This window comes from Micrococcus sp. R8502A1, assembly GCF_006704135.1.
Lineage (GTDB): Bacteria > Actinomycetota > Actinomycetes > Actinomycetales > Micrococcaceae > Micrococcus > Micrococcus luteus.
Genome location: NZ_VIGS01000041.1, coordinates 1 through 20102 on the forward strand (window position 1 = coordinate 1; position 20102 = coordinate 20102).

Sequence of the window (20102 nt, forward strand, 5' to 3'; positions counted from 1 at the left end):
ATATGCGAGATCCCGCAGAGAATCAAAATTAAATACAGTTTTTTTGAAAAGCGGATGGCGGCATACGACATGTAGCTCCGTCTCGTGGGCTCGGACATGTGAATAAAAGACAGCTCCGGGGGGCGGGAGGCGGGGATGGTCAGGGAGGCCCGGGTCGCGGGCCGGGCGTCAGGTTCACAGGCCGAGGCTCAGCGGGCCGGCGGCGGCGCTCACGCAGGTCTGGATCAGTTCGCCGGGCTCGCCGTGCACCTGTCCGGTCCGCAGGTCCGTGACCTGGCCCGAGCGCAGCGGCGTGAGGCATGCGTGGCAGATGCCCATGCGGCAGCCGGCGGGCGCGGCGACGCCGGCGTCCTCGGCCACCACGAGCAGCGGCACGTCGCCGGGGGCGTCCACCTCGACGTCGGCGTGCTCGAACACCACGCGGCCGCCGGCCCCCGCCACGCCCGGGGCGAAGTCGGCCTGGAACCGCTCGATGGTGAGGTCCGCGGCCGCCTCGCGCCGCCACAGGGCCTCGGCGTCGTCGAGGAACCCGGCCGGCCCGCACGCGTAGGCGGCCCGCTCGCGCCAGTCGGGGCAGAGGCCCTCGAGCTGCGCGGGGGAGGAGAGGTCGAGGCGGCCCGCCTCCGCGGTGTGGTGGTGCACCACGCGCAGGCCCGGGAACTGGTCGGCCAGCTCGGCCAGCTCCTCGCGGAACAGGGCGTCCTCGGGGGTGCGGGAGGAGTGGATGAGCACCACGTCGGCATCCCGGCGCGTCGGCACGAGCGTGCGGATCATGGACATCACCGGGGTCAGGCCTGAGCCGGCGGTGAGCATGAGCAGCGGGCGCGGCTCGTCCGGCAGGGTGAAGTCGCCCTCGGGGATGTCGAGGAAGAGGACGTCGCCGGGCTTCGTGTGGCGCACGAGCGTGCCGGAGACGAGGCCGATGTCGGACACCGTGATCTCCGGGTCCGCGCCCGCGGGGGCGGAGAGCGAGTAGGAGCGCCACTGCCGCACCCCGTCCACGTCGACGCCGATGCGTGCCCACTGGCCGGCGTCGTGGGCCCGCCAACCCGGTCCGGGACGGAACGCGATGGTGACGGCGCCGGGCGTCGCGCGGGCGACGGAGGTGACCACCCCGCGCAGCTGGCGGGAGGAGTGCACGGGGTCGAACAGGCCGAGGACGTCCTGCGGTGTGAGCGGGTGCAGGAGCGTCGTGACCAGGCGGGTGAGCAGGAAGGGGCCGGGCATGCCCCCACGCTATGGCGCAGCGCGCCATGATTCTTCATGTCGGACGTACGATCGACCCGCAGGATTCATCGTGAGGAGACAAGATCATGGCCTCAACCCCCGCCCCGACGCGCGGCACCGACTGGCACCCGCCGTGGCTGTCCCTGCCTTCGGACCTCCCCGGCCGGCTGGCCCCCGCGATCCCGGCCATCATGCAGCGCATCATCGAGACGGTGCCGGAGCAGATCCCGGCGTACGTGAGCGCCCGGGACGGCCGCTACGGCGAGAACCTGACGCGCGGGGTGACCGCGGCGCTCGAGCAGCTGATGAGCCTGCCAGGCACCGCCCGTCCCGCGCTCAGCCCCGAGACGCGGGCGCTCATGGCCTACCTGGGCGCGGGGGAGTTCCGGGAGGGCCGCACGATGGACGCCCTGCTCGGCGCTTACCGGGCCTCCGCACGGATCGTGTTCCGGGACCTGTCCGCCGAATGCGCCCACCTCGGCATGGGCATGTCCGTGGTGATCGACCTCGGCGAGTCCATCTGGGCCTACATCGACGAGCTCTCCTCGGTCAGCGCCCAGGCGTACGCGGAGGCGCAGTCCGCCCAGGCGGGCGTGCTCGAGCTGCACCGCGCCGCCCTCGCCACCGCCCTGGTCCGGGGCGGGACCGAGGAGAAGGAGGTGCAACGGCTGGCCGCGCTCGCGGACTGGCGGCTGCCGCGCCGGCTGGCGGTGGTGGTGCTGCCCGCGGACGCCGGCGTCGCCGTCCGGGAGAGGCTGGGCCGGGCCGGGCTCGTGGTGGAGCGGGACTCGGAGGTGGTCGCCGTGATCGACGCGACGCCCTCCCAGGGCCGCCGCGAGCGCATGCTGCGCCTGCTGGCGGGGACGGCCGCCGTCGTCGGGCCGGCCGTGGACTGGCCGCTCGTGCCCCACTCCTACCGGGTGGCCCGCACGCTGGCCGTCCAGGAGGCGGCGGGCCGGACGGCGGAGCCCGCGCAGGGGGAGGACGACGACGGCGCCCCGTCCCCGATCCTCGCCGCGGACCACCTGGCGCGCGTGGTGCTGGGGGCCGAGCCGCGCGTCGTGACGCAGCTGGCCGAACGCGTGCTGGCGCCCCTGGACGAGGTGAGCGAGGCGAAGCGGGCGGTGCTGGAGGAGACCCTGCTCGCCTGGCTCACGCACTGGGGCCAGCGGGCGCCGATCGCCGCGGAGCTCGGCGTGCACCCCCAGACCGTGGGGTACCGGGTGGGCCGGCTGCGCGAGCTGTTCGGGGAGGCCCTCGAGGACCCCGACGCGCGGTTCGACCTGGAGATCGTGCTGCGGGCGCGGCGGGACGGGGTCGGGTGAGCGGGGCGGCAGGGGGTGCCGTCTGACGGGGGCCTTCACTAGCGTGGGTGGACCACGCATCCCGACGAGGGACCCCGACGAGAGAAGAGGGACAGTGCCATGACGAACGCCCCGAACCGCGACGAGCTCCCCCTGCCGGACTACGACCACATCCCCAACGGCACGCTGCCGACCCGGATCACCGGCCTCGACGAGTCGCAGGTGGAGCAGCTGCTCGCCTACGAGCGCGCCCACGGCGACCGCCTGCCCGTGGTGCAGGTCCTCGAGACGCGGCTCGAGGCGCTGCGCTCCGGCGCCCAGCCCTCCGGCGATCAGGTGCCGGACACCCCGGAGGTCGGCGGCTCCCGCACCGGCTCGCCCGTGACCCCGGAGACGAGCGGCCCGCCCGTGGAGCCCCTGAGCCGCGGCATCCCGGCCGACCCGCAGCACCCCGGCAACCGCTGAGCCGGCCGGGCGTCGCCTGACAGGGCGGCCCCCCGCGGAACGCGGCCACGACGCCCCGTCTCCTTCCTGTGAGAGGCGACGCGTCGTGGCCGCCTCGCGTTCCGGGCGATCCCGCGGTCCGGCCACGGAGCGCCTGCGAGGGTCCCCGTAGCGTGTTTGTGAGCTGGGTTATATTTCGACACAGCTGCGGCGGGCCTTCGGGCGCTGACGTGCGAGGCTGCCGGATTCCCGGCTGTCCGGCTCCTACTCACGGATGGGTGAAACGGCATGACTGAATTCGAGGACAAGCTTGCGCAAGTGGCTCGGCGAGCCCGCGACTACGCAAGCTCCCTGGACACGGAAGAGGCGACGAAGAACGCGCTCGTCATGCCATTCATCTCGCAGGTGTTGGGCTACGACGTGTTCGATCCCCAGGAGGTCGTCCCGGAGTTCGTCGCAGATCTGGGCCTGAAGAAGGGGGAGAAGATCGACTACGCCATCATGCGGGAGGGGAAGGTCAACATCCTCGTGGAGGCCAAGAAGGTCGGCTCGGAGCTGTCCCTGGCGCACGCGAGCCAGCTGGTGCGCTACTTCCACACCAGTGAAGCGCGGATCGGCGTGCTCACCAACGGGCGGGTGTGGAACTTCTACACGGACCTCGACAAGGCCAACATCCTCGACGAGCGTCCGTTCCTCGTCCTCGATCTTCTGGACATCGACCCGGTCACCGTGCCGAAGCTCGAGCAGCTGGCGAAGGGATCCTTCGATCTCGACTCGGTCATCGCCGCAGCCGAGGAGCTGAAGTACGTATCGGCCATCAAGCGCGAGATTTCTGCCGAGATGGCTGCGCCGAGCGATGAGTTGGTGAAGGTCCTCGCCAAGCGCGTGTACTCCGGGTACATGAACGCCAAGGCGGTGGAGACCTTCACCCGGCTCACCGAGGAGGCTGCGCGCCAGTACATCAACGATCGCGTCAACGCGCGGCTGAAGACTGCCCTGGGCGACCAGGTCGCTCCGGTACTGGCGGCTCCCGCTGAGCCCGTGGCCACCGGCGATCAGACGGTCCTGTCCGACGAGGAGAACGGTCAGGAGGGCCAGCTCAAGCCGGGCGTGGTGACGACCGAAGAGGAGATCGAGGGTTTCCGCATCATCAAGGCGATTCTCGCCGGAATCGTGCCGATGAACCGCGTCTACATGCGCGACGCAGCCTCGTACTGCAGCGTCATCCTGGACGACAACAATCGGAAGCCGATCGCGCGCCTTCACTTCGACGGGAAGGTGAAATATCTGGTGCTGTTCGATGCGGACAAGAACAGGACGCGGGCCGACCTCGAGAACTTGGAGGACATCTACGAATCCGCCGAGGCACTGCGGAGCGTCGTCAGCTCCTACGTCGGGGCCTGAGCGGACTCTGACCCGCCTACTGACCGGATCCGGCCCGCGGGCGGGCAGGACTGTGCCCCGCCGCCGTCGATGCGCCACCCTGGTGCGCACGCCCCGGTGGGACAGACCCGCCGGGCGCCGACCCGAGAGGACGTCATGACCCATCACGAGCGCGACGACCGCCAGGCCCTGGCCGCCGGCGAGACCTACCTGATCCACGTGCTGGAGACCTCCGACCCGCCCGGCAACCCGGACCACTACCGGATCACGGACGCGGTCGAGGCCCACCACGCGTCCACCGGCTCCTACGACGTCGAGGCCGGCGGCCTGGACGCCGCCCGCGAGCTGCTCGCCCGCCACGCCAAGTGAGCGACCGGGGCTGAGACGTCCGGCCGGGCCGCGCCTCACGCGCCCGGCCGGAGCCTCATCCCCAGCACGGTGCGCGCCTCGAGCCCCAGAGCCGCGCGGGCCTCGGGCGCGCCGGTGCGGTCCTCGCCCACCACGGTCATCCCGATCCGCTCGGCCACCCGGCGCGAGGCCGTGTTCTCCGGGTGGATGATCGCCACGAGCTCGTGGTGCCCCAGCACGTCCCGGGCGTGGTCCCGGCAGGCGGCGGCCGCTTCGGTGGCGTAGCCGCGCCCCCACAGGTCGGCCCGCACGTGGTAGCCGACCTCCAGGCGAGGCTCCCCGTTGACCTCCTGCCACGTCAGGCCGCAGTCGCCCACGAAGCCGGACCCGCCGTCGTCGTGGGTCTCGATGATCCACAGCCCGTGCCCGTCCTGCGCGTACCGGCGCCGGTTGCCCGCGATCCACGCCGCCGCCTCCGCGCGCGTGCGCGGGGCGGGGTAGAAGCGCATCACCACGGGATCGCCGAGGAGGCCGGCCAGGTGGTCGAGGTCGGCGTCGGCCATCTCGCGGAAGCGCAGACGGGCGGTGGGGGCGGGCGGCATGCGCCCAGGCTAGCGGCGGGCGGATGCGCCCCGCCTCTTGTCTGCGCGGGGCCGGGCTGGTCGACTGTGCCCATGCCGCATTCCCTCTCCCTGCGCCCGTTGCGGGTGGATGACGCCGAGGCCATGGCCGCGGTCCTCGCCGACCCGGACCTGTACACGTACACCGGCGGGACGCCGCCGGGCGAGGAGGAGCTGCGGCAGCGGTACGCGATCCTCGCGCGCGGTCGCTCCGAGGACGGCGCGGAGGACTGGGCCAACTGGATCGTGGTGCTGGAGCCGGAGGGCCGGCCGGTCGGCTACGTCCAGGCCACCATCCCCGTGGACGGGGGACCCACGCAGATCGCCTGGCTGATCGGCACGCCGTGGCAGGGCCGCGGGCTGGCGAAGGAGGCCGCCGGCCTCCTCAAGGGCGAGCTGCGGGACCGGGGGGTGCGGCGCCTCGTGGCGGATGTCCACCCCGAGCACACGGCCTCCCAGCGGGTCGCCCAGGCGATCGGCCTGGCGCCGACGGACGAGGTCGTGGACGGGGAGGTCCGCTGGGCCGGGTCCGTGGACGACGGCGGCGGCCCGGTCACCGGCTGAGGCCGCGGCGCCGCTCCGGGTAGGAGCCGCCGAGCTCCACGCCCCGCTCGGCCAGGTAGGCCTCCGGGTCCACCGGCTCGCCGTCCACGCGCAGCTCCAGGTGCAGGTGCACGCCGGTGGCGGCGCCGGTCTGCCCGACGCCGGCCAGGTGGTCCCCGGCGGAGACGCGCTGGCCCGCGTCCACCACGGTGGAGTCCGGGGCGGCGTGCAGGTAGCGCCACACGTGGCCGTCCCCGGCGTCCACGGCGAGCAGGTTGCCGCCCGCGTCCCCGCCGGCCTCCACGAATAGGACTCGGCCGTCGGACACCGAGTGGAAGGGCGTGCCCTCCGGCACCCCGCCGAGGTCCACGCCGTCGTGGCGGGTCAGGGCCTCCTCGGACACCCCCGAGGGCACCACGCCCTCGCCGAACGGGTTGGGGCGGGGCCCGAAGCGGGAGGTCACGCGGCCCTGCACGGGCTCGGCGTACCCCTGCGTGTTCACCGTGGGCGGGGCGGGGGTGAAGCCGCCGTTCCAGCGCCGCCGCTCGGCGCCCGCGCCGGCGTCGTCCCGGCCGGCCGGACCGAACGCGAGGACCAGCGCCAGGACGGTCGCGATCAGGGCCAGCGCCCCCACTGCGGCCAGCACGCCCCCGGCCACCCCGCTGCCCGGGGAGCCGGCGCCGGGGGTCGGGGTGGTCATCCCCTCAGTCTGTCATGCAGGGTCGGGACGGCCTCGGCCTTCGCCCACGGCATCCCGGCCCGCCACCAGCTCCCGCCCGCGCTCGTAGTCCTCGTCCGCGTTGTAGGTCAGCACGCCCACCACGCGGTCCTGCGCGTCCGTGTACCAGAGAGTGAACCCGCCGGTGCGCTCCACCATGCGGGCCTGCTCGTGGCCGTCGCCCCACGCGGCGTGCTTGAGCGTGTGCTCGCCGATGGTGCTCCAGAACCCGGGCACGGCCTCCCACCGCCGCAGGGACTCCGGGTCCGCCGTCGCCGCGTGGGCCAGCACGGAGGCCTGGCCGGCGCCGCCCGGCACGCCGACCTCGGTGCGGGCCGCGTTGTGCCCGGCGACCTCGCCCATGCCGAGGGCGTCGCCCCAGTGCTCCACGGGGATCGGCCGGCCGGCCACGGCGTGGTGGGCGCGGGCCACGTCCCCGGCCACCCACACGCCCGGCGCCGCCGCCAGGTGCTCGTCCGCCACGATCCGCCCCTCGTGCATGGTCAGCTCGGAGTCCTCGAGCCACCCGCCCCCCGGCTCGACCCCCACCGCGGCGAGGATCAGGTCCGGGGCGAGCGTGGCGCCGTCGTCGAGGTGGACGGTGCGCGGGGCGCGCACCTGCCCCACCCGCACGCCGGTGCGCAGCTCGACGCCGGCGCCGATCAGCCACTGCGCGATCCGATCGCCCGCCTCGCGGCCGAGCCGCTTCTGCTGCGGCACCTCGTCCGGGGTGACCAGCGTGGTGGCCACCCCGCGCAGGGCCAGGGAGGCGGCCGCCTCGCAGCCGATGAACCCCGAGCCCACCACGACGGCGGAGCGCGCGTGCCCGGCGGAGGCCACCAGGCGGCGGGCGTGGTCGAGAGAGCGCAGCAGGTGCACCTCGGCGTCGTCGTCCGCGACGGGCAGGGGCTTCGGGTGCGCGCCGAGGGCGAGGATCAGGCGCTCGAAGCGGACCGGCTCCTCGGCGGCCCACAGCGTCCGCGCACCCAGGTCCGCGTGGGTGACGGTCACGCCCCGGCGCAGCTCGACGGCGTCCGGCAGCTCGTCCAGCACCGTCGGGTCGGGTTCGGCGGTGCCGCGCAGCAGCTCCTTGGACAGCGGCGGGCGCTCGTAGGGGTGGTCCACGTCCGAGGTGAGCATGAGGACGGGGCCGGGTCCCCCGGCGTCGACGTAGGCGCGGGCGGCGCTGACGCCGGCGGGGCCGCTGCCCACGATCACGAGCGGGTACGGAGTGGAGCTGTGCTGGGCCATGCGGCCAGCATGCGCACCCGTCACGGGCGGGCGCCAGGGCCGACGGGCACCCCCGGCTCCGGCATACTGCCCGCATGGACCCCTCCCTGGTGTGGCTGCCGGCCGTCGTCGCGCTGGCCGCGATCACCGTGGGCGGCACGCTCCAGCGGGTGAGCGGAATGGGCGTCGGCATGATCGCCGCACCCACGCTGTCCCTGCTCCTGGGCCCGGTGGCGGGGGTGACGCTGTCCAACGTGGCCGCCTCGGTGTCCGCGGTGCTGCTGTTCGCGGTGCTCCACAGGCACGTGGACTGGCCGCGCTTCGTCCGCCTCGCACCCCTGCTCGTGGCCGGCTCGTTCGCGGGGGCGTGGGCCGTGCGGGTCCTGGACGCCCACGCCCTCGAGATCCTCCTGGGGTCCTCCGTGCTGGTGGCCGTGGCCGCCGTCCTGGGCCTGCAGCAGCGCTTCACCGCCCAGGGGAACGGGGCCGTGTTCGCCTCCGGCGCCGTGGCCGGGTTCATGAACACCACCGCGGGCATCGCCGGGCCGGCGCTCGCGGTCTACGCGGTGGCGAGCCGGTGGGACCAGCGCTCGTGGGCGGCCACCCTCCAGCCCGTGTTCCTGCTGGCCAATCTCACCTCGCTGGTCACCAAGTCGCTGTTCGGCGCGGCCGTGCCCGCGGGGCTGCACGTGCCGTGGCCGGTGTGGGTCGCCGTCGTGGCGGGCGGCCCGCTGGGTGTGCTGCTCGGTTCGGTGGTGGCCCGCCGGGTGGACCCCGAGAAGGCGCGCGTCCTCGCGATCTGCCTGGCCGGCGTCGGGGGCACGGTGGCGCTGGTGCGCGGTGTGGCCGGCACTCTGGGCTGAGGCGGGGCCGGCGCGCAGGCGTCAGGGCAGGAGGGAGCGCACGGCCGCGGCCAGCGTGTCCCGCACGTCGTCCACCGTCAGGTCCTCCGGGGCCAGGTGCCGCTCGACCGACAGCGTGTGCACGAGCATCAGGAGCATGGCCGCGGTGTGCGTGACCTGCTCGTCCGGGACGTCGGCCAGCACGCGGTGCTCGCGCAGCAGGCCGGCCAGGAAGTCCCGCCGCCGGACGGTGAGCGTCCGGTAGGCTCTCCCCACGGCGGGCTCGCGCAGGCCCACGGCCTGGAACTCGTGGAGGAGCAGGGGCCAGGAGCCCGTGGTCTCGAGCACGACGTCGGCCAGGGCCTCCGCCACGCGGGCCACCAGGTCCTCGCGCGGCAGGTCGGGGTCGTCCAGGGCGTCGGCGACGCCGTCCATGGCTCGGGTGGTCGCCCGCTCGAACTGGACGGTGCAGGCGGCGGCGAAGAGGTCCGGCTTCCCCGCGAAGCCGGAATAGACGGCGCCCTTCGTGTAGCCGGCCTCCGCCGCGATGCGGGCGAGGGAGGAGCGCGCGTAGCCCTCCCGTCCGAACACCCGGGCCGCGTGGTCGAGGATGGCCGCGCGGACATCCTCGCGGCGGGGTCGGGTGGCCATGTTGCCCTCTCGATGCCGATGGTATTGAATACCGATGGTATTGAATCCGCCTCGACTCGGCAAAGAGGGCCTATGTCTTCCACTCCCACCGACGCCGATCACCATGGCCCCGGGCCCGCCCCCGTCCCGGCGCACCTCGACGACCTCCCGCCCGCCACCCTCGTGGCGCGCGGTCTGACCCTGCGCGGCGGTCGCGGGCCGGTGTTCGGCCCCCTCGACCTCGTGCTGCCCCCGCAGACCCACCTGGCCGTGCTCGGAACCCAGGGCTCGGGCCGCTCGGCCCTGCTGCTCGCCCTCACGGGGCGCCTGCAGGGCGTGCGGGGCGAGCTCGTGCTCACCGGCGGCCCCGTGGACGTCGCCCTGGACGGGCCGGAGCGGCCCGCCGCCCGCGCGTACCGGCCCCCGATCGACGCCGCGCGCCACCCGCACGCCCTCCGCGCCCGCACCGCCGTCGCCCACACCACCGACGTGGTGGAGCTCGAGCCGGCGCTGACCGCGGCCGAGGTCGTGGACGAGCGCTGCCTCGCCGACGGCGTGCGCCGCCGCGCCGGCCGCGCGCGCTTCGCCCTCCTCGCGGACGCGGTGAGGCTGAGCGTGGCGCCGGAGGCCGTCGTCGGGGAGCTGCCTGCACCCGAGCGCGCGCTGCTGGCCGCCGTCGTCGCCTGCCTGCGCCCGGCCCGCCTCGTCACCTTCGACGACGTGGACGCCACCCTGACCATCGATGAGCTGGTCGCGCTCCACGCGGCCCTGGACGTCCTCAAGGACCACGGCCACCCGTTCGCGGTGAGCGCCGTGGCCTCCGCGCCCGTGCCGCGCGACGCCGTCGTCCTCACCCTGCCCCCCGTCCGGGAGAACTGATGCTGTTCCGCTACGAGCTGCGACGCTTCCGCCGTGGCCTGCCCCTGCTCGCCCTGCTGTTCATCTTCCTCGTCCCCGCCATCTACGGCGCCCTGTACCTGTCCGCGAACTGGGACCCCTACGGGGCCATGGACCGGCTGCCGGTGGCGATCGTCAACGAGGACGAGCCCGTCCAGCGCGGCGACACCACGCTGCGCACCGGCGCGGACATGACCGAACGCCTCAAGGACGACCGCGCCTTCGACTGGCGCGAGACCACGCGGGAGGAGGCCGAGGAGGGACTGCGGGAGGGCCGGTACTACCTCGTCCTGGAGATCCCCGCCGAGCTCAGTCGTGACCTCGTCAGCCCCGAGGGCGGCGGGACACCGCGGCAGGCGCAGATCACCCTGCGCCGAGACGACGCCAACGGCTTCGTGATCGGCTCCGTCACGAACGCGAGCCAGGCCAAGGTCGAGGCCGCCGTGAACCGGTCCGCGATCGAGGCGTACTTCGAGGCCGTCTTCTCCAGCCTCGGCGAGCTGCGGTCGGGCATGGTGGACGCCGCCGACGGCGCCGCGCAGCTGGCCGACGGCACGGCCTCCGCGGAGGACGGCGCGAGCCAGCTGGAGGACGGGATCGTCCAGGCCCACGACGGCTCGGGCAAGCTGGCCGAGGGCGCGGGCCAGCTCGCCACGGGTGCCGGTGACCTCGCGGACGGCGCCGCCCAGGCCGACGACGGCGCCCAGCGACTCGCCGAGGGCGCCGCATCCGCGCAGGACGGGGCCGGCCGCCTGGCCGACGGGCTCGACCAGGCGCGCGAGGGATCCCAGGCCCTCGCCGACGGAGCCGGGCAGCTCGCCGAGAACGCCCCCGCCCTGCGTCAGGGCGCCACGGACCTCTCCGACGGGCTGGCCCAGCTGCAGACCGGATCGGCCGAGCTCACCGACGGCGCCACGCAGGTGGCCGACGGCACCCAGCAGCTCTACGACACGGTGATCCCCGGCCTGGACCAGGTGATCGAGCGGCAGGACGCGGTGGCCGCCGACGTCGCCGCGGTGGACGAGGACGTCCAGCGGGTCGCCGAGGTGGCCGGCACGGCCGAGGACGGCGCGGGCGCCCGCATCGCCGACGCGCAGGCCGCCCTGGCCGAGCTCGCCGAAGAGGACCCGACGCTCGCCGAGTCCGAGCAGTACGCCGCGCTCCAGGAGGCGCTCACCGGCGCGGACGAGCGGGTGACCGCCGTCGCCGGCCGCGCCGAGGAGGCCGCCGCGACCTCCGCGGCCGCCAACGAGCGCGTCCAGGGCTTCGTCGAGGACGACGTCGCCGCCTCCGCCAAGGCGGATCTGACGGACCTCAACGACGGCGCCCACGCCGTGGCCGCGGGCGCCGAGAAGCTGCAGGGCGGGATCGGTGAGGCGAAGGACGGGGCCGACTCCCTCGCCGACGGCGCCGGGAGGTTCGCGGACGGCCTCGAGCAGCTGGGCTCCGGCGCGACCGAGCTCGACGGCGGCCTGGCCCAGCTCCAGGACGGCGCCGGAGAGCTGCAGTCCGGCCTCGGCGAGCTGACGGACGGGGCGACCACCCTCGCCGAGGGCAACGCCGCGCTCCACGACGGGGCGCTGACCCTGCAGGACGGTGCGGGCCAGCTGGAGTCCGGCGCCACCGAGCTCGACGACGGCCTGGCCCAGCTCCAGGACGGCGCCGGGGAGCTGCACACCGGCCTCGGCACCCTCGACGACGGCGCCCACGAGCTCGCCTCCGGGCTCTCCGACGGCGTCGACCGCGTCCCCGCCCTGACCGAGGACGAGCGGGACGAGGCCGCCCTGGTGATGTCCCGGCCGGTGGAGGCCGTGATGCAGGTGGACAACTCCGCGGAGGTCTACGGCCGCGGCATGGCGCCGATGTTCTTCTCCATCGCGCTGTGGGTGTTCGGCATCGCCGCGTTCAACATCATGCGGCCCATCAGCGGGCGGCTGCTGGCCGGGCGCCGCAACCCGGTGGCGATCGCGCTGGCCGCGTGGCTGCCCGTGGGCATCGTGGCCGTGGGCGGCGGCCTGCTCATGCTCGCCGCGACGCTGCCGCTGGGCCTGGCCCCCGTGCACCCGGTGCGGGCCGTGGCCCTGACGGTGCTCGTGGCCGTGGTGTTCTCCCTCATCGCGCACCTGGTGCAGACGGCTCTCGGCACCCCCGGTTCGGCGCTGCTGCTGGTCCTGCTGGTCCTGCAGCTGGCCTCCACCGGCGGCACCTACCCGGCCGAGGTGCTGCCCGGCTTCTTCCAGGCGCTGCACCCGTTCATGCCGATGAGCTACTCCATCGAGGCGTTCCGCAACGCGATCTCCGGCGGTCCGGACCAGCGCTTCTGGGTGCCGGTGGTCGTGCTGATGGGCATCGGGGCGGCGGCGCTCGCCCTGGACGTGCTCGTGGTGCGGCGCCGGCGTCGGTTCCGCATGAAGGACCTGCACCCCGCGCTGCAGGCCTGAGCGGGGATGACTTCCGCACCCCGCGCCGCCGTCGTCCGTCCGGCCCGCCCCGAGGACGCGCCCGCGATCGCCGCGATCGCCGCGGCCACCTTCCCGGACGCCTCCCCGGCCTCGCTGCCGCGTGCCGCGGTGGAGGCGCACATCGCGTTGCACCTGAGTGAGGCCGCCGTGGCCGCGTGGATCGCGGACCCGGAGCGGATCGTGCTCGTGGGCGCCGCGGCCGACGCCCCGGAGACCCTGCTCGGCTACGCCATGTACGAGACCGCCGCGGCCCCCGAGGCACCCGTCACGGAGCGGCTCGGCGACGTGCCGGCCGGCCACCTCTCGAAGCTGTACGTGCTCGCCGAGGGGCGCGGCACCGGGCTGGCCGAGGCCCTCGTGCACGACGGCGTCGAGCGGCTGCGGCGGCTGGGGTTCCGGCACGTGTGGCTCGGCACGAACGCGCAGAACGCACGGGCCAACCGGTTCTACGAGCGCCTCGGCTTCGAGACGGTCGGGGCGCGGCAGTTCGTGGTCGGCGGGGAGCGGGTCGAGGACGACTGGGTGCGGCTGCTGACGGTGGCGTGAGCCGGTCGCCGCTCAGCAGGCCTCCGGGCCGTCCGGGTCCTCGTCGGGGTCGAACCACGCGGACGGGTGATAGTGCACCGCGGCGAGCCCCTCGTCGTCGGCCAGGTGGGTCTGGGCCCCGGGCACGGAATCCGTGTTCTGCCCGGCCACCGCCTCCCACGCCCCGGCCTCGGTGCGGCGCACCACGAGCAGCAGGACGCCGGTGCGCTCGCCGGCCTCGTCGCCGTCGGGCGCGGTCTGCCCCGTCATGGTCCACGGCGCGTGCACCACTGCCACGTCCCCGAGCTCCCGCACCCGCACGCGCCCGAGCTCGAGCCGCGAGTGCGGGAACATCCAGCGGAAGCCGAGCGCGTGGTTCACCCGGATCTGCCGACGCCGCCTCCACCACACGCCCACCACGTTCACGAAGTCCGCGTCCTCGGCGAACAGCTCGGCGAGCGCGTCGGCGTCGGCGGCGTTCCAGGCGGCCGCGAAGGCCTCGGCCACCGCGGCGGGGCCGGTCGGTCGGGCCGCGACGTCGGCGGTGGGGTCCGCGGGGGACATGGCTGCTCCTGGATCGGGGAAGGGCGGGTTCAGCGGGCGGGTCCGTAGGCCAGCGTCAGCACGACGGCGGCGAACAGCACCGCCATCATGGCCAGGACCGTGAGCACGGCGCGCAGGGCCGCACGCGTGCGCGGGTCGGCCGGGGGCGGTGCATCCGGACGTCGGGTCACGCTCGCCAGTGTGGCACGCGGCACGGCGCGAGGGGCGCGTGCGTCGGCGCGCGTCGAAGGCGCCTCCCAGCCAGGGCTCAGTCGACGCTGAAGCTGCGGAGGTGGTTGCCGAACACGAAGCGGTCGAACACGGTCCGCGCCGAGCTCGGGTCGTCCGCGTGACCACTCTGGGCCGTCTACGGCGGATCGAGCCCCGCCGCCGGCCGGCCTCCCATGCCCGGCCGGTTCCCACCTCCGCCCGCCCGCCCGGCAGGGGTGGTCCCGGGCCGGGCGGCCTTGGGATGATGGGTGCCCCCGGAGAAAGGTGCCCGATGCCCCCGCCCGTGCCGCAGCCGACCCGCCGACAGATGCTCCTGGCCGGTTCCGCCCTGCTCGGATCGGGACTGCTGGCCGCCTGCGGGCAGGACGGGGAGGACGCGGCGTCGTCGTCCGTGCCGACCTCGTCCGCGCCCACCTCCGCCGCCCCCGCTGGTCCGCCGCCCGCCGGCGAACCGGTGGCCTGGTCGGACGTGGCCCGGGTTCCGCACCTGTTCTTCCACTCCCTCGTGGTGGACCCGGCCCGCGCCTTCGACGGCGACGACAAGGCCGGCGGCTATCTGGACTTCATGGTCACGGTGGACGAGTTCGACGCCGTCATCCGGCAGGTCTACGAGCGCGGCTACGTGCTGGTCTCCCCGCACGAGCTGTACGAGGTGGGCGAGGACGACGTCGTCCGCCCGAAGACCCTCATGGTCCCCGAGGGCCGGACCCCGCTGATCCTCTCCCTGGACGACTGCTCGTACTACCTCTACATGGACGGCGACGGCTTCGCGGACCGTCTGATCGTGGCCGAGGACGGCCGCGTTCGCAACGAGTACACGGACGCCGAGGGCACCACGCACGTCGGGGCGTTCGACGTCGTCCCGCGCCTGGACGACTTCCTCGCCGAGCACCCGGACTTCAGCCTCAACGGCGCCCGCGGCGTGCTGGCCATGACCGGCTACGACGGCGTGTTCGGCTACCGCACCTCGGCCCGCGAGTTCGGGGACAGCCCCACGTTCGACGCCGACGTCGCGGCCGCCACCGAGGTCGCCGACGCGCTCAAGGACAGCGGCTGGGAGTTCGCCTCCCACACGTGGGGCCACCGGACGGTGCCGAAGCTGACCATGGAGGAGCTCGAGTTCGACATGAGGCACTGGCACGAGGAGGTCGAGCCGATCCTCGGCCCCACGGACATGCTCATCTACCCGTTCGGCGCGGACGTCACCGGCCCCGGCACGTACACGGAGGACAACGAGCGGTACCGCTACTTCCGCGAGCTCGGCTACCGCTCCTTCTTCCTCGTGGACGGCACCTCCAAGGCGTGGGGCCAGCTCGAGCCCGGCTACTACCGCGGCTCGCGCATCAACGTGGACGGCATCAGCCTCGCCGCGGCCGTCTCGGGCGAGCGGCCCGTGCTGGAGGAGTTCTTCGACCCCCGGTCCGTCCTGGACCCGGCCCGCCCCGAGTCCATCCGCGGCCCGAAGAAGCCGAGCCCGGCGCCGTCGTCGTCCGCCGCGGCCCCGAGAACCCCGCGACCCTGAGGAGAGCACCATGTCCATCCCCGCCACCGAGGTCGAGGCCCGCTGGAACGCGGCCGCCGAGCCGTTCACCGCCGTCGTCCGGGAGGTGCGGGACTGGGGCGCGGCCACCCCGTGCGAGGGCTGGGACGCGCTGGACCTGCTGGACCACGTGATCGCCGGCCAGCGCGACTTCGCCGCCCGTCAGGGCCGGGAGGTGCCCCTCTTCGACGGCTCCCGCCAGCAGATGGCCACCCAGTGGGCTAAGCACGCCGCCGCCCTGTCCGCGCTCGCCGGTGACGAGGAGTTCATCATGCGGCCCATGAAGACCGCGCTGGGGGAGATGACCGTGGGCGAGGCGTTGATCCGCTTCCACGCGTTCGACCTGATCGTGCACCGTTGGGACCTGGCCCGCTCGCAGGGCGTGGACGCGCGGTTCACGGACGCAGAGATCGACTGCGTGGAGGAGTCGCTGGAGCTGTTCGGCGACGCCGCCTACACGCCCGGCATCCTGGGCGAGCCCGTCCCCGTGGCCGACGACGCCGACCGGCAGACCCGCCTGCTCGGTCGCCTGGGCCGTCGGGGCTGAGACCAGGGCAGGACCCGTCCTCGAACCGCAGGAGGCACCGTGAGCGAGTCCACCGGTTTCAGCGCCGCGGAGCAGGCCGCGATCGCCGAGCGCGCGCAGGAGCTGCGCGCCCAGCGCGGCGGTAAGAAGAAGGCCGGCGCCCTGCAGGACCTGCTGGCGAAGATCGAGGAGATGCCCGAGCAGGACCGCGCCATGGCAGTGGGGGTGCACCGGATCGTCACGGAGGTGGCCCCGGAGCTCGAACCCCGCACCTGGTACGGCATGCCCGCCTACACGCGCGACACGGACGTGCTCGTGTTCCTGCAGGTCAGCAGCAAGTTCGGCGTGCGATACACGACCCTCGGCTGACGTCCGGCGCAGAGTGGTCACGACACGCCGCGTCGCGTACGGGGAGACGGCGTGTCGTGACCACTCTGCGGGTTCTCCGGCTCCTCCGAGCCCGCCGGCTCCTCCGCGGACCGGGCCGCCCGTCGCCAGTGGCGCACCGCCCACAGGGTCAGACCGCCCACGGTGAGCCAGCCCACCCCGAGCAGCACGCCGTTCACGACGCCCGGGCGCACCGCGAACGCCCCCATCGCCACGAGGGAGAGCTGTCCGGGGATCACGCCGACCGCGGTGGAGCCGGCGAAGATCCCCAGCGGCACGGCGAGCGCGCCCGCCCCGTAGTTCACGGGCCAGTACGGCAGCCCCGGGGCGACGCGCAGGGTCAGCAGGGCGAGGAACCCGGTGTCCTCGAGCCGCCGCTCCACGGTCTCGGCGTGGCGGCCGAGCCAGCGCAGGGCCACCTCGCGCCCGACCGCGCGCGCGATGCCGTACGCCCCGAGCGAGCCCAGCAGGGCTCCGACGACGGACAGCACCGTCCCCTCGATCGCGCCGAAGAGCACACCGGCGGTGACCGCCATGATCGTCACGGGGATGGGGGTGAGCGCCACGGCCGCGTACAGCACGGTGAACGCCAGCCAGCTCCACCAGCCGAAGCCGTCCAGTTGGGCGCGCAGCTCGTCCACACCGGGCAGGCGCACGGTGAGTGCCAGCCACACGAACGCCGCCACCACGAGGACGAGGGCGGCGGTGCGCAGGATCGACACCCCGCGGTGCCCGGTGCGGGCGGGCAGGGTGGAGGCGGCGCCGGAGTCGCGCGGCGGCACGGCGGTGGAGGGCATCGACTCAGGCTACCGGGAGTCGCCCCGCCCCGTTCCGTCAGCATGTCCTCCCCGGTCTGCGGCCACGCCCCGCGCTGCTTCGGTGGATCACACGCGTGTGACTCATCCACACCTGTGGACAACTCTGTGGAGAACCCTGTGCACGCGGCCCGCCGGGTGTGGACGGAGGGGCTCAGACGGTGGACGCGCCGGGCGCGTCGTCACCCGGCCGCGCCTCACCCGGACCCGCGCCATCCGGCCCCGCCGCCGGCTCGTCCTCGAAGGCGGGACCGCCGTCGTCCTCCCAGGCCGCGGCGGCGTCGTCGTCCCTGTCGGTCTCCTGCACCTGGTCATGCAGCCGCTCCATGCGGGTGTCCAGATCCGCGGCCACGCGGGCGGCGGCCACGAGCTCGGTCGCGATGTCCGGGGGCACGCCGCCGTCGAACTTGTAGTTGATCTTGTGCTCGAGCGTGGCCCAGAAGTCCATGGCGCTCGTGCGGAACTGCATCTCCACGGTCACCGGGATCGTGCCGGTGGACAGGTGGATCGGCACCTGCACGAGGCAGTGCAGGCTGCGGTAGCCCGAGGGCTTGGGCCGGGAGATGTAGTCCTCCACCTCGAGCACCCGGATGTCCGGCTGCTGCGTGAACTGGCGGAACACGCGGTACACGTCCCGGGCGAAGCTGACGATCACGCGCGCCCCGGCGATGTCCGTGACGTTTGTGCGCAGCGCGTCCAGGTCCAGGGACAGCCCGCGGGCGGAGGCCTTGCGCAGGATCGACTCCGGCGACTTCACCCGCGTGACGATGTGCTCGATGGGGTTGTAGTCGTGCAGGTGTGTGAACTCGTCCCGCAGCACCTCGAGCCGCGCCTCCACCTGGAGCAGGGCCGAGCGGTACTCGAGGTCGAAGCGCTCGACGTCTCGGCGCAGCCGCTCCAGCGCCCCTGACGCCGCGGGGGTGAGCTGCGTCAACTCGGACACGGGGGTGCCGCGCAGCGCCTCGACGTCCGCCGAGGGCGCGTCCGGGGAAGGGTCCTGCTCCATGGCCTCAGAGCCTACGGCGGGATCCTGCGAGACGGCTGGCCGTCCACAGGCCCGACGGCGGCCCGTCAGTCCTCGGCGGGGATCAGCACGCGCTCGAAGGCGGCGCGCTCCTCGTCGGAGACGGCCACGGGCCGCCCGGCCGCCGGGTCCACCTGCACGAACACGGCGTCGCACAGCACGCAGCGCCGCCCGTCCTGCCACAGCTCGTGGCGCAGCGTGAAGGACGTCCGGCCGATCCGCAGGATCCACACCCGCGCCGTCACCTCGGGCCCGGCGTAGACCACGGGCGCCTCGTACTGGACCTCCATGGACCGCACGACGCGCTGGACGTCCGGGGACGCCGTCGTCGTGGCCCACGCGGCCAGGGCGCGCACGCGCGCCTCCTCGGTGAGGGTGAGCAGGCGGGCGTTGTTGACGTGGCCGTAGCGGTCCTCGTCGGACCAGCGCAGCTGCAGCCCGACCTCGAACGGGGTCGGTGTGCCGGCGTCGGCGGGGGTCTCGGGGGTGGTCGGCTGAGTCACGGGGTGAACACCTTTCCTGGGTTGAGGATGCCGTGCGGGTCGAACACGGCCTTGATGCGCTGCTGGAGGTCGTGCTGGGCGTCGCCGAGCTCGTCCCGCAGGAACGCGCGCTTGAGCAGGCCCACGCCGTGTTCGCCGGTGAGCGTGCCGCCGAGTTCCAGGCCGGCGCGGAACAGCTCGCCGGCGGCCTCCCACACGTCCGCCGGGATCGACGCGGCGTCCTCGGCCGCGCCGCCCACCTGCGCCGCCGCGCCGAACAGCAGGATCGGGTGCAGGTTACCGTCCCCGGCGTGGGCCGTGGTGGGGATGGCGACGCCGGTGCGTGCCTCGATCTCACGGATCCGCGCGAACATCTCGGCCATGCGGCTGCGCGGGACGGCCACGTCCTCCACGAGCGGGGTGCCGAGGCGCTCGAGCGCGGGGAACGCGGTGCGGCGCAGGGCCATGAGGGCCTCCCCCTCGGCGGGGTCCACGGTCACGGTGACGTCCCCGCCGTGGGTACGCATGAGGGCGGCCATGGCCTCCCCGTCCGCCTCGGCGCCGGCGCCGTCGGCCTGCACCAGCAGGAACGCGCCGGACTCGGGCAGGGCGGCCCCGCGCTCGGGCCCCGCGTGCGCGCGCACCGCGGCGAGCGTCGCCTCGTCCATCAGCTCCATCAGGGCGGGCACGTGACCGGCCCCGGTGATCGCCTCGGCCGCGGCGGCGCCCGCGACGACGTCCGGGAAGAACCCGCCGAGCGTCACCGGCGTGCCGCGCACGGCCGGCCGCAGCGCCAGCGTCGCACCCACGATCACGCCGAGCGTGCCCTCCGAGCCGATCATCAGCGCGACCAGGTCGTAGCCGGTCACCCCCTTGACGGTGCGATGGCCCAGCCGCAGCAGGGTGCCATCCGCGAGCACCACGTCCAGGCCCAGCACGGCCTCGCGCGTGACGCCGTACTTGGCGCACAGCAGCCCGCCGGCGTTCATCGCGATGTTGCCGCCCACCGTGGAGATGTCCTTCGACGCGGGGTCCGGGGCCCACCACAGCCCGTGCTCGGCGAGCGCGGCGTTCAGCGCCCCGTTGAGGATCCCCGGCTCGACGACGGCCACGCGGTCCGCGGGGGAGACCTCCAGGATCCGGTCCATCGCGGTCATGTCCAGGACGATCTCGCCCGCCCCCGCGACGGCGCCGCCGGCCAGCCCCGTGCCCGCTCCGCGGGTGACCAGCGGGGTGCGGGTGCCGTGCGCGATCCGGCACGCGGCCTGCACGTCCTCCACCGTCCGTGCGCGGACCACGGCCCGCGGCGCGGCGGGGGAGCGATGCCCCGAGCGGTCCGCGCACGGACGGGGGAGGGCCCTGTTTTTTATAAACAATACCG

Annotated in this window: 23 protein-coding genes; 12 read left to right on the plus strand and 11 right to left on the minus strand. The window is 74.3% G+C overall.

Annotated elements, in window-relative coordinates; genetic code table 11:
- Positions 1–174: 174 nt before the first annotated feature.
- Positions 175–1227, minus strand: a complete 1053-nt coding sequence (locus FLM69_RS08320; RefSeq protein ID WP_036314533.1) for a ferredoxin reductase — start codon at positions 1225–1227, stop codon at positions 175–177.
- 86 nt (positions 1228–1313) lie between these two features.
- Between FLM69_RS08320 and FLM69_RS08325 the strand changes: the two genes are divergently transcribed.
- The 4 genes from FLM69_RS08325 (at position 1314) to FLM69_RS08340 (ending at position 4727) form a co-directional block, all read left to right on the plus strand.
- Positions 1314–2552 (plus strand): CdaR family transcriptional regulator, encoded by a 1239-nt coding sequence (locus FLM69_RS08325; protein WP_036314531.1) that lies wholly within the window; start codon positions 1314–1316, stop codon positions 2550–2552.
- A 99-nt stretch (positions 2553–2651) separates the two neighbouring features.
- The gene (locus FLM69_RS08330; protein ID WP_010079880.1) at positions 2652–2996 is read left to right on the plus strand and encodes a hypothetical protein; all 345 of its coding nucleotides are present in this window, start codon (positions 2652–2654) and stop codon (positions 2994–2996) included.
- A 267-nt stretch (positions 2997–3263) separates the two neighbouring features.
- Positions 3264–4379 carry a type I restriction endonuclease gene (locus tag FLM69_RS08335; protein ID WP_036314529.1) on the plus strand — a complete coding sequence of 372 codons (1116 nt, stop codon included), beginning with the start codon at positions 3264–3266 and terminating at the stop codon, positions 4377–4379.
- 135 nt (positions 4380–4514) lie between these two features.
- Positions 4515–4727: a hypothetical protein gene (locus FLM69_RS08340; RefSeq protein ID WP_010079881.1), complete on the plus strand. Its 213-nt coding sequence runs from the start codon at positions 4515–4517 to the stop codon at positions 4725–4727.
- 35 nt (positions 4728–4762) lie between these two features.
- Here the strand turns inward: FLM69_RS08340 and FLM69_RS08345 are convergent, their stop codons facing one another.
- Positions 4763–5308 carry a GNAT family N-acetyltransferase gene (locus tag FLM69_RS08345; RefSeq protein ID WP_036382316.1) on the minus strand — a complete coding sequence of 182 codons (546 nt, stop codon included), beginning with the start codon at positions 5306–5308 and terminating at the stop codon, positions 4763–4765.
- Between the two features lie 72 nt (positions 5309–5380).
- Here FLM69_RS08345 and FLM69_RS08350 point away from each other — a divergent pair, with 72 nt between their 5' ends.
- A complete protein-coding gene (locus FLM69_RS08350; RefSeq protein ID WP_044659331.1) occupies positions 5381–5890 on the plus strand; it encodes a GNAT family N-acetyltransferase in 510 nt (169 codons plus the stop codon).
- On the opposite strand, the gene FLM69_RS08355 is transcribed toward FLM69_RS08350, so the two are convergent.
- Both FLM69_RS08355 and FLM69_RS08360 read right to left on the minus strand, forming a co-directional pair.
- Entirely contained in the window at positions 5880–6569 is a 690-nt protein-coding gene (locus FLM69_RS08355; RefSeq protein WP_020624712.1) for a M23 family metallopeptidase, read from the minus strand. The genes FLM69_RS08350 and FLM69_RS08355 overlap by 11 nt on opposite strands.
- Before the next feature lie 12 nt (positions 6570–6581).
- Positions 6582–7838: an NAD(P)/FAD-dependent oxidoreductase gene (locus FLM69_RS08360; RefSeq protein WP_036382323.1), complete on the minus strand. Its 1257-nt coding sequence runs from the start codon at positions 7836–7838 to the stop codon at positions 6582–6584.
- 74 nt (positions 7839–7912) lie between these two features.
- On the opposite strand from FLM69_RS08360, the gene FLM69_RS08365 reads away from it, so the two are divergent.
- The gene (locus FLM69_RS08365) at positions 7913–8680 is read left to right on the plus strand and encodes a sulfite exporter TauE/SafE family protein (RefSeq protein ID WP_036382325.1); all 768 of its coding nucleotides are present in this window, start codon (positions 7913–7915) and stop codon (positions 8678–8680) included.
- 21 nt (positions 8681–8701) lie between these two features.
- On the opposite strand, the gene FLM69_RS08370 is transcribed toward FLM69_RS08365, so the two are convergent.
- The gene (locus FLM69_RS08370; RefSeq protein WP_020624715.1) at positions 8702–9310 is read right to left on the minus strand and encodes a TetR/AcrR family transcriptional regulator; all 609 of its coding nucleotides are present in this window, start codon (positions 9308–9310) and stop codon (positions 8702–8704) included.
- A 72-nt stretch (positions 9311–9382) separates the two neighbouring features.
- On the opposite strand from FLM69_RS08370, the gene FLM69_RS08375 reads away from it, so the two are divergent.
- Genes FLM69_RS08375 through FLM69_RS08385 form a run of 3 tightly spaced genes read left to right on the plus strand, consistent with a single transcriptional unit; the run spans position 9383 to position 13194 of the window.
- Entirely contained in the window at positions 9383–10168 is a 786-nt protein-coding gene (locus FLM69_RS08375; RefSeq protein ID WP_069941208.1) for an ABC transporter ATP-binding protein, read from the plus strand.
- Positions 10168–12627, plus strand: a complete 2460-nt coding sequence (locus FLM69_RS08380; protein ID WP_141843841.1) for a YhgE/Pip family protein — start codon at positions 10168–10170, stop codon at positions 12625–12627. The genes FLM69_RS08375 and FLM69_RS08380 overlap by 1 nt, the downstream gene beginning before the upstream one ends.
- 6 nt (positions 12628–12633) lie before the next feature.
- Entirely contained in the window at positions 12634–13194 is a 561-nt protein-coding gene (locus FLM69_RS08385) for a GNAT family N-acetyltransferase (protein WP_020624718.1), read from the plus strand.
- A 12-nt stretch (positions 13195–13206) separates the two neighbouring features.
- On the opposite strand, the gene FLM69_RS08390 is transcribed toward FLM69_RS08385, so the two are convergent.
- Together FLM69_RS08390 and FLM69_RS11385 are read right to left on the minus strand one after the other, a co-directional pair.
- Positions 13207–13737 carry an SgcJ/EcaC family oxidoreductase gene (locus FLM69_RS08390; RefSeq protein WP_141843845.1) on the minus strand — a complete coding sequence of 177 codons (531 nt, stop codon included), beginning with the start codon at positions 13735–13737 and terminating at the stop codon, positions 13207–13209.
- A 29-nt stretch (positions 13738–13766) separates the two neighbouring features.
- The gene (locus tag FLM69_RS11385) at positions 13767–13907 is read right to left on the minus strand and encodes a hypothetical protein (protein WP_181743501.1); all 141 of its coding nucleotides are present in this window, start codon (positions 13905–13907) and stop codon (positions 13767–13769) included.
- Positions 13908–14218: 311 nt separating this feature from the next.
- Here FLM69_RS11385 and FLM69_RS08395 point away from each other — a divergent pair, with 311 nt between their 5' ends.
- From FLM69_RS08395 to FLM69_RS08405, 3 genes are read left to right on the plus strand one after another with little or no spacing between them, the layout of a single operon-like run.
- Positions 14219–15469 carry a polysaccharide deacetylase family protein gene (locus FLM69_RS08395; protein WP_119217681.1) on the plus strand — a complete coding sequence of 417 codons (1251 nt, stop codon included), beginning with the start codon at positions 14219–14221 and terminating at the stop codon, positions 15467–15469.
- 10 nt (positions 15470–15479) lie between these two features.
- Entirely contained in the window at positions 15480–16034 is a 555-nt protein-coding gene (locus FLM69_RS08400; protein WP_119217682.1) for a TIGR03086 family metal-binding protein, read from the plus strand.
- 39 nt (positions 16035–16073) lie between these two features.
- Positions 16074–16382 (plus strand): DUF1801 domain-containing protein, encoded by a 309-nt coding sequence (locus tag FLM69_RS08405; RefSeq protein ID WP_224644383.1) that lies wholly within the window; start codon positions 16074–16076, stop codon positions 16380–16382.
- 17 nt (positions 16383–16399) lie between these two features.
- Here the strand turns inward: FLM69_RS08405 and FLM69_RS08410 are convergent, their stop codons facing one another.
- From FLM69_RS08410 to FLM69_RS08425, 4 genes are all read right to left on the minus strand, one after another.
- Positions 16400–17197 carry a TVP38/TMEM64 family protein gene (locus FLM69_RS08410; protein WP_119217683.1) on the minus strand — a complete coding sequence of 266 codons (798 nt, stop codon included), beginning with the start codon at positions 17195–17197 and terminating at the stop codon, positions 16400–16402.
- 172 nt (positions 17198–17369) lie between these two features.
- On the minus strand, positions 17370–18221 hold the full coding sequence (locus tag FLM69_RS08415) for a GTP pyrophosphokinase family protein (protein ID WP_141843847.1): 852 nt from the start codon (positions 18219–18221) through the stop codon (positions 17370–17372).
- 65 nt (positions 18222–18286) lie between these two features.
- The gene (locus FLM69_RS08420; RefSeq protein ID WP_041104105.1) at positions 18287–18742 is read right to left on the minus strand and encodes a thioesterase family protein; all 456 of its coding nucleotides are present in this window, start codon (positions 18740–18742) and stop codon (positions 18287–18289) included.
- Positions 18739–20097 (minus strand): FAD-binding oxidoreductase, encoded by a 1359-nt coding sequence (locus tag FLM69_RS08425; protein WP_255502776.1) that lies wholly within the window; start codon positions 20095–20097, stop codon positions 18739–18741. Before FLM69_RS08425 ends, FLM69_RS08420 begins: the two co-directional genes overlap by 4 nt.
- Between the last annotated feature and the right edge of the window lie 5 nt (positions 20098–20102).

What these genes read in the sequence shown, in the direction of transcription:
- FLM69_RS08335 (WP_036314529.1), top strand. Translation starts at nt 3,264, where the DNA reads ATGACTGAATTCGAGGACAAGCTTGCGCAAGTGGCTCGGCGAGCCCGC.
- FLM69_RS08330 (WP_010079880.1), top strand. Translation starts at nt 2,652, where the DNA reads ATGACGAACGCCCCGAACCGCGACGAGCTCCCCCTGCCGGACTACGAC.
- FLM69_RS08340 (WP_010079881.1), top strand. Translation starts at nt 4,515, where the DNA reads ATGACCCATCACGAGCGCGACGACCGCCAGGCCCTGGCCGCCGGCGAG.
- FLM69_RS08370 (WP_020624715.1), bottom strand. Translation starts at nt 9,310, where the DNA reads ATGGCCACCCGACCCCGCCGCGAGGATGTCCGCGCGGCCATCCTCGAC.
- FLM69_RS08395 (WP_119217681.1), top strand. Translation starts at nt 14,219, where the DNA reads ATGCCCCCGCCCGTGCCGCAGCCGACCCGCCGACAGATGCTCCTGGCC.
- FLM69_RS08390 (WP_141843845.1), bottom strand. Translation starts at nt 13,737, where the DNA reads ATGTCCCCCGCGGACCCCACCGCCGACGTCGCGGCCCGACCGACCGGC.
- FLM69_RS08385 (WP_020624718.1), top strand. Translation starts at nt 12,634, where the DNA reads ATGACTTCCGCACCCCGCGCCGCCGTCGTCCGTCCGGCCCGCCCCGAG.
- FLM69_RS08365 (WP_036382325.1), top strand. Translation starts at nt 7,913, where the DNA reads ATGGACCCCTCCCTGGTGTGGCTGCCGGCCGTCGTCGCGCTGGCCGCG.
- FLM69_RS08325 (WP_036314531.1), top strand. Translation starts at nt 1,314, where the DNA reads ATGGCCTCAACCCCCGCCCCGACGCGCGGCACCGACTGGCACCCGCCG.
- FLM69_RS08380 (WP_141843841.1), top strand. Translation starts at nt 10,168, where the DNA reads ATGCTGTTCCGCTACGAGCTGCGACGCTTCCGCCGTGGCCTGCCCCTG.
- FLM69_RS08320 (WP_036314533.1), bottom strand. Translation starts at nt 1,227, where the DNA reads ATGCCCGGCCCCTTCCTGCTCACCCGCCTGGTCACGACGCTCCTGCAC.
- FLM69_RS08345 (WP_036382316.1), bottom strand. Translation starts at nt 5,308, where the DNA reads ATGCCGCCCGCCCCCACCGCCCGTCTGCGCTTCCGCGAGATGGCCGAC.
- FLM69_RS08415 (WP_141843847.1), bottom strand. Translation starts at nt 18,221, where the DNA reads ATGGAGCAGGACCCTTCCCCGGACGCGCCCTCGGCGGACGTCGAGGCG.
- FLM69_RS08350 (WP_044659331.1), top strand. Translation starts at nt 5,381, where the DNA reads ATGCCGCATTCCCTCTCCCTGCGCCCGTTGCGGGTGGATGACGCCGAG.
- FLM69_RS08400 (WP_119217682.1), top strand. Translation starts at nt 15,480, where the DNA reads ATGTCCATCCCCGCCACCGAGGTCGAGGCCCGCTGGAACGCGGCCGCC.
- FLM69_RS08410 (WP_119217683.1), bottom strand. Translation starts at nt 17,197, where the DNA reads ATGCCCTCCACCGCCGTGCCGCCGCGCGACTCCGGCGCCGCCTCCACC.
- FLM69_RS08360 (WP_036382323.1), bottom strand. Translation starts at nt 7,838, where the DNA reads ATGGCCCAGCACAGCTCCACTCCGTACCCGCTCGTGATCGTGGGCAGC.
- FLM69_RS08355 (WP_020624712.1), bottom strand. Translation starts at nt 6,569, where the DNA reads ATGACCACCCCGACCCCCGGCGCCGGCTCCCCGGGCAGCGGGGTGGCC.
- FLM69_RS08375 (WP_069941208.1), top strand. Translation starts at nt 9,383, where the DNA reads ATGTCTTCCACTCCCACCGACGCCGATCACCATGGCCCCGGGCCCGCC.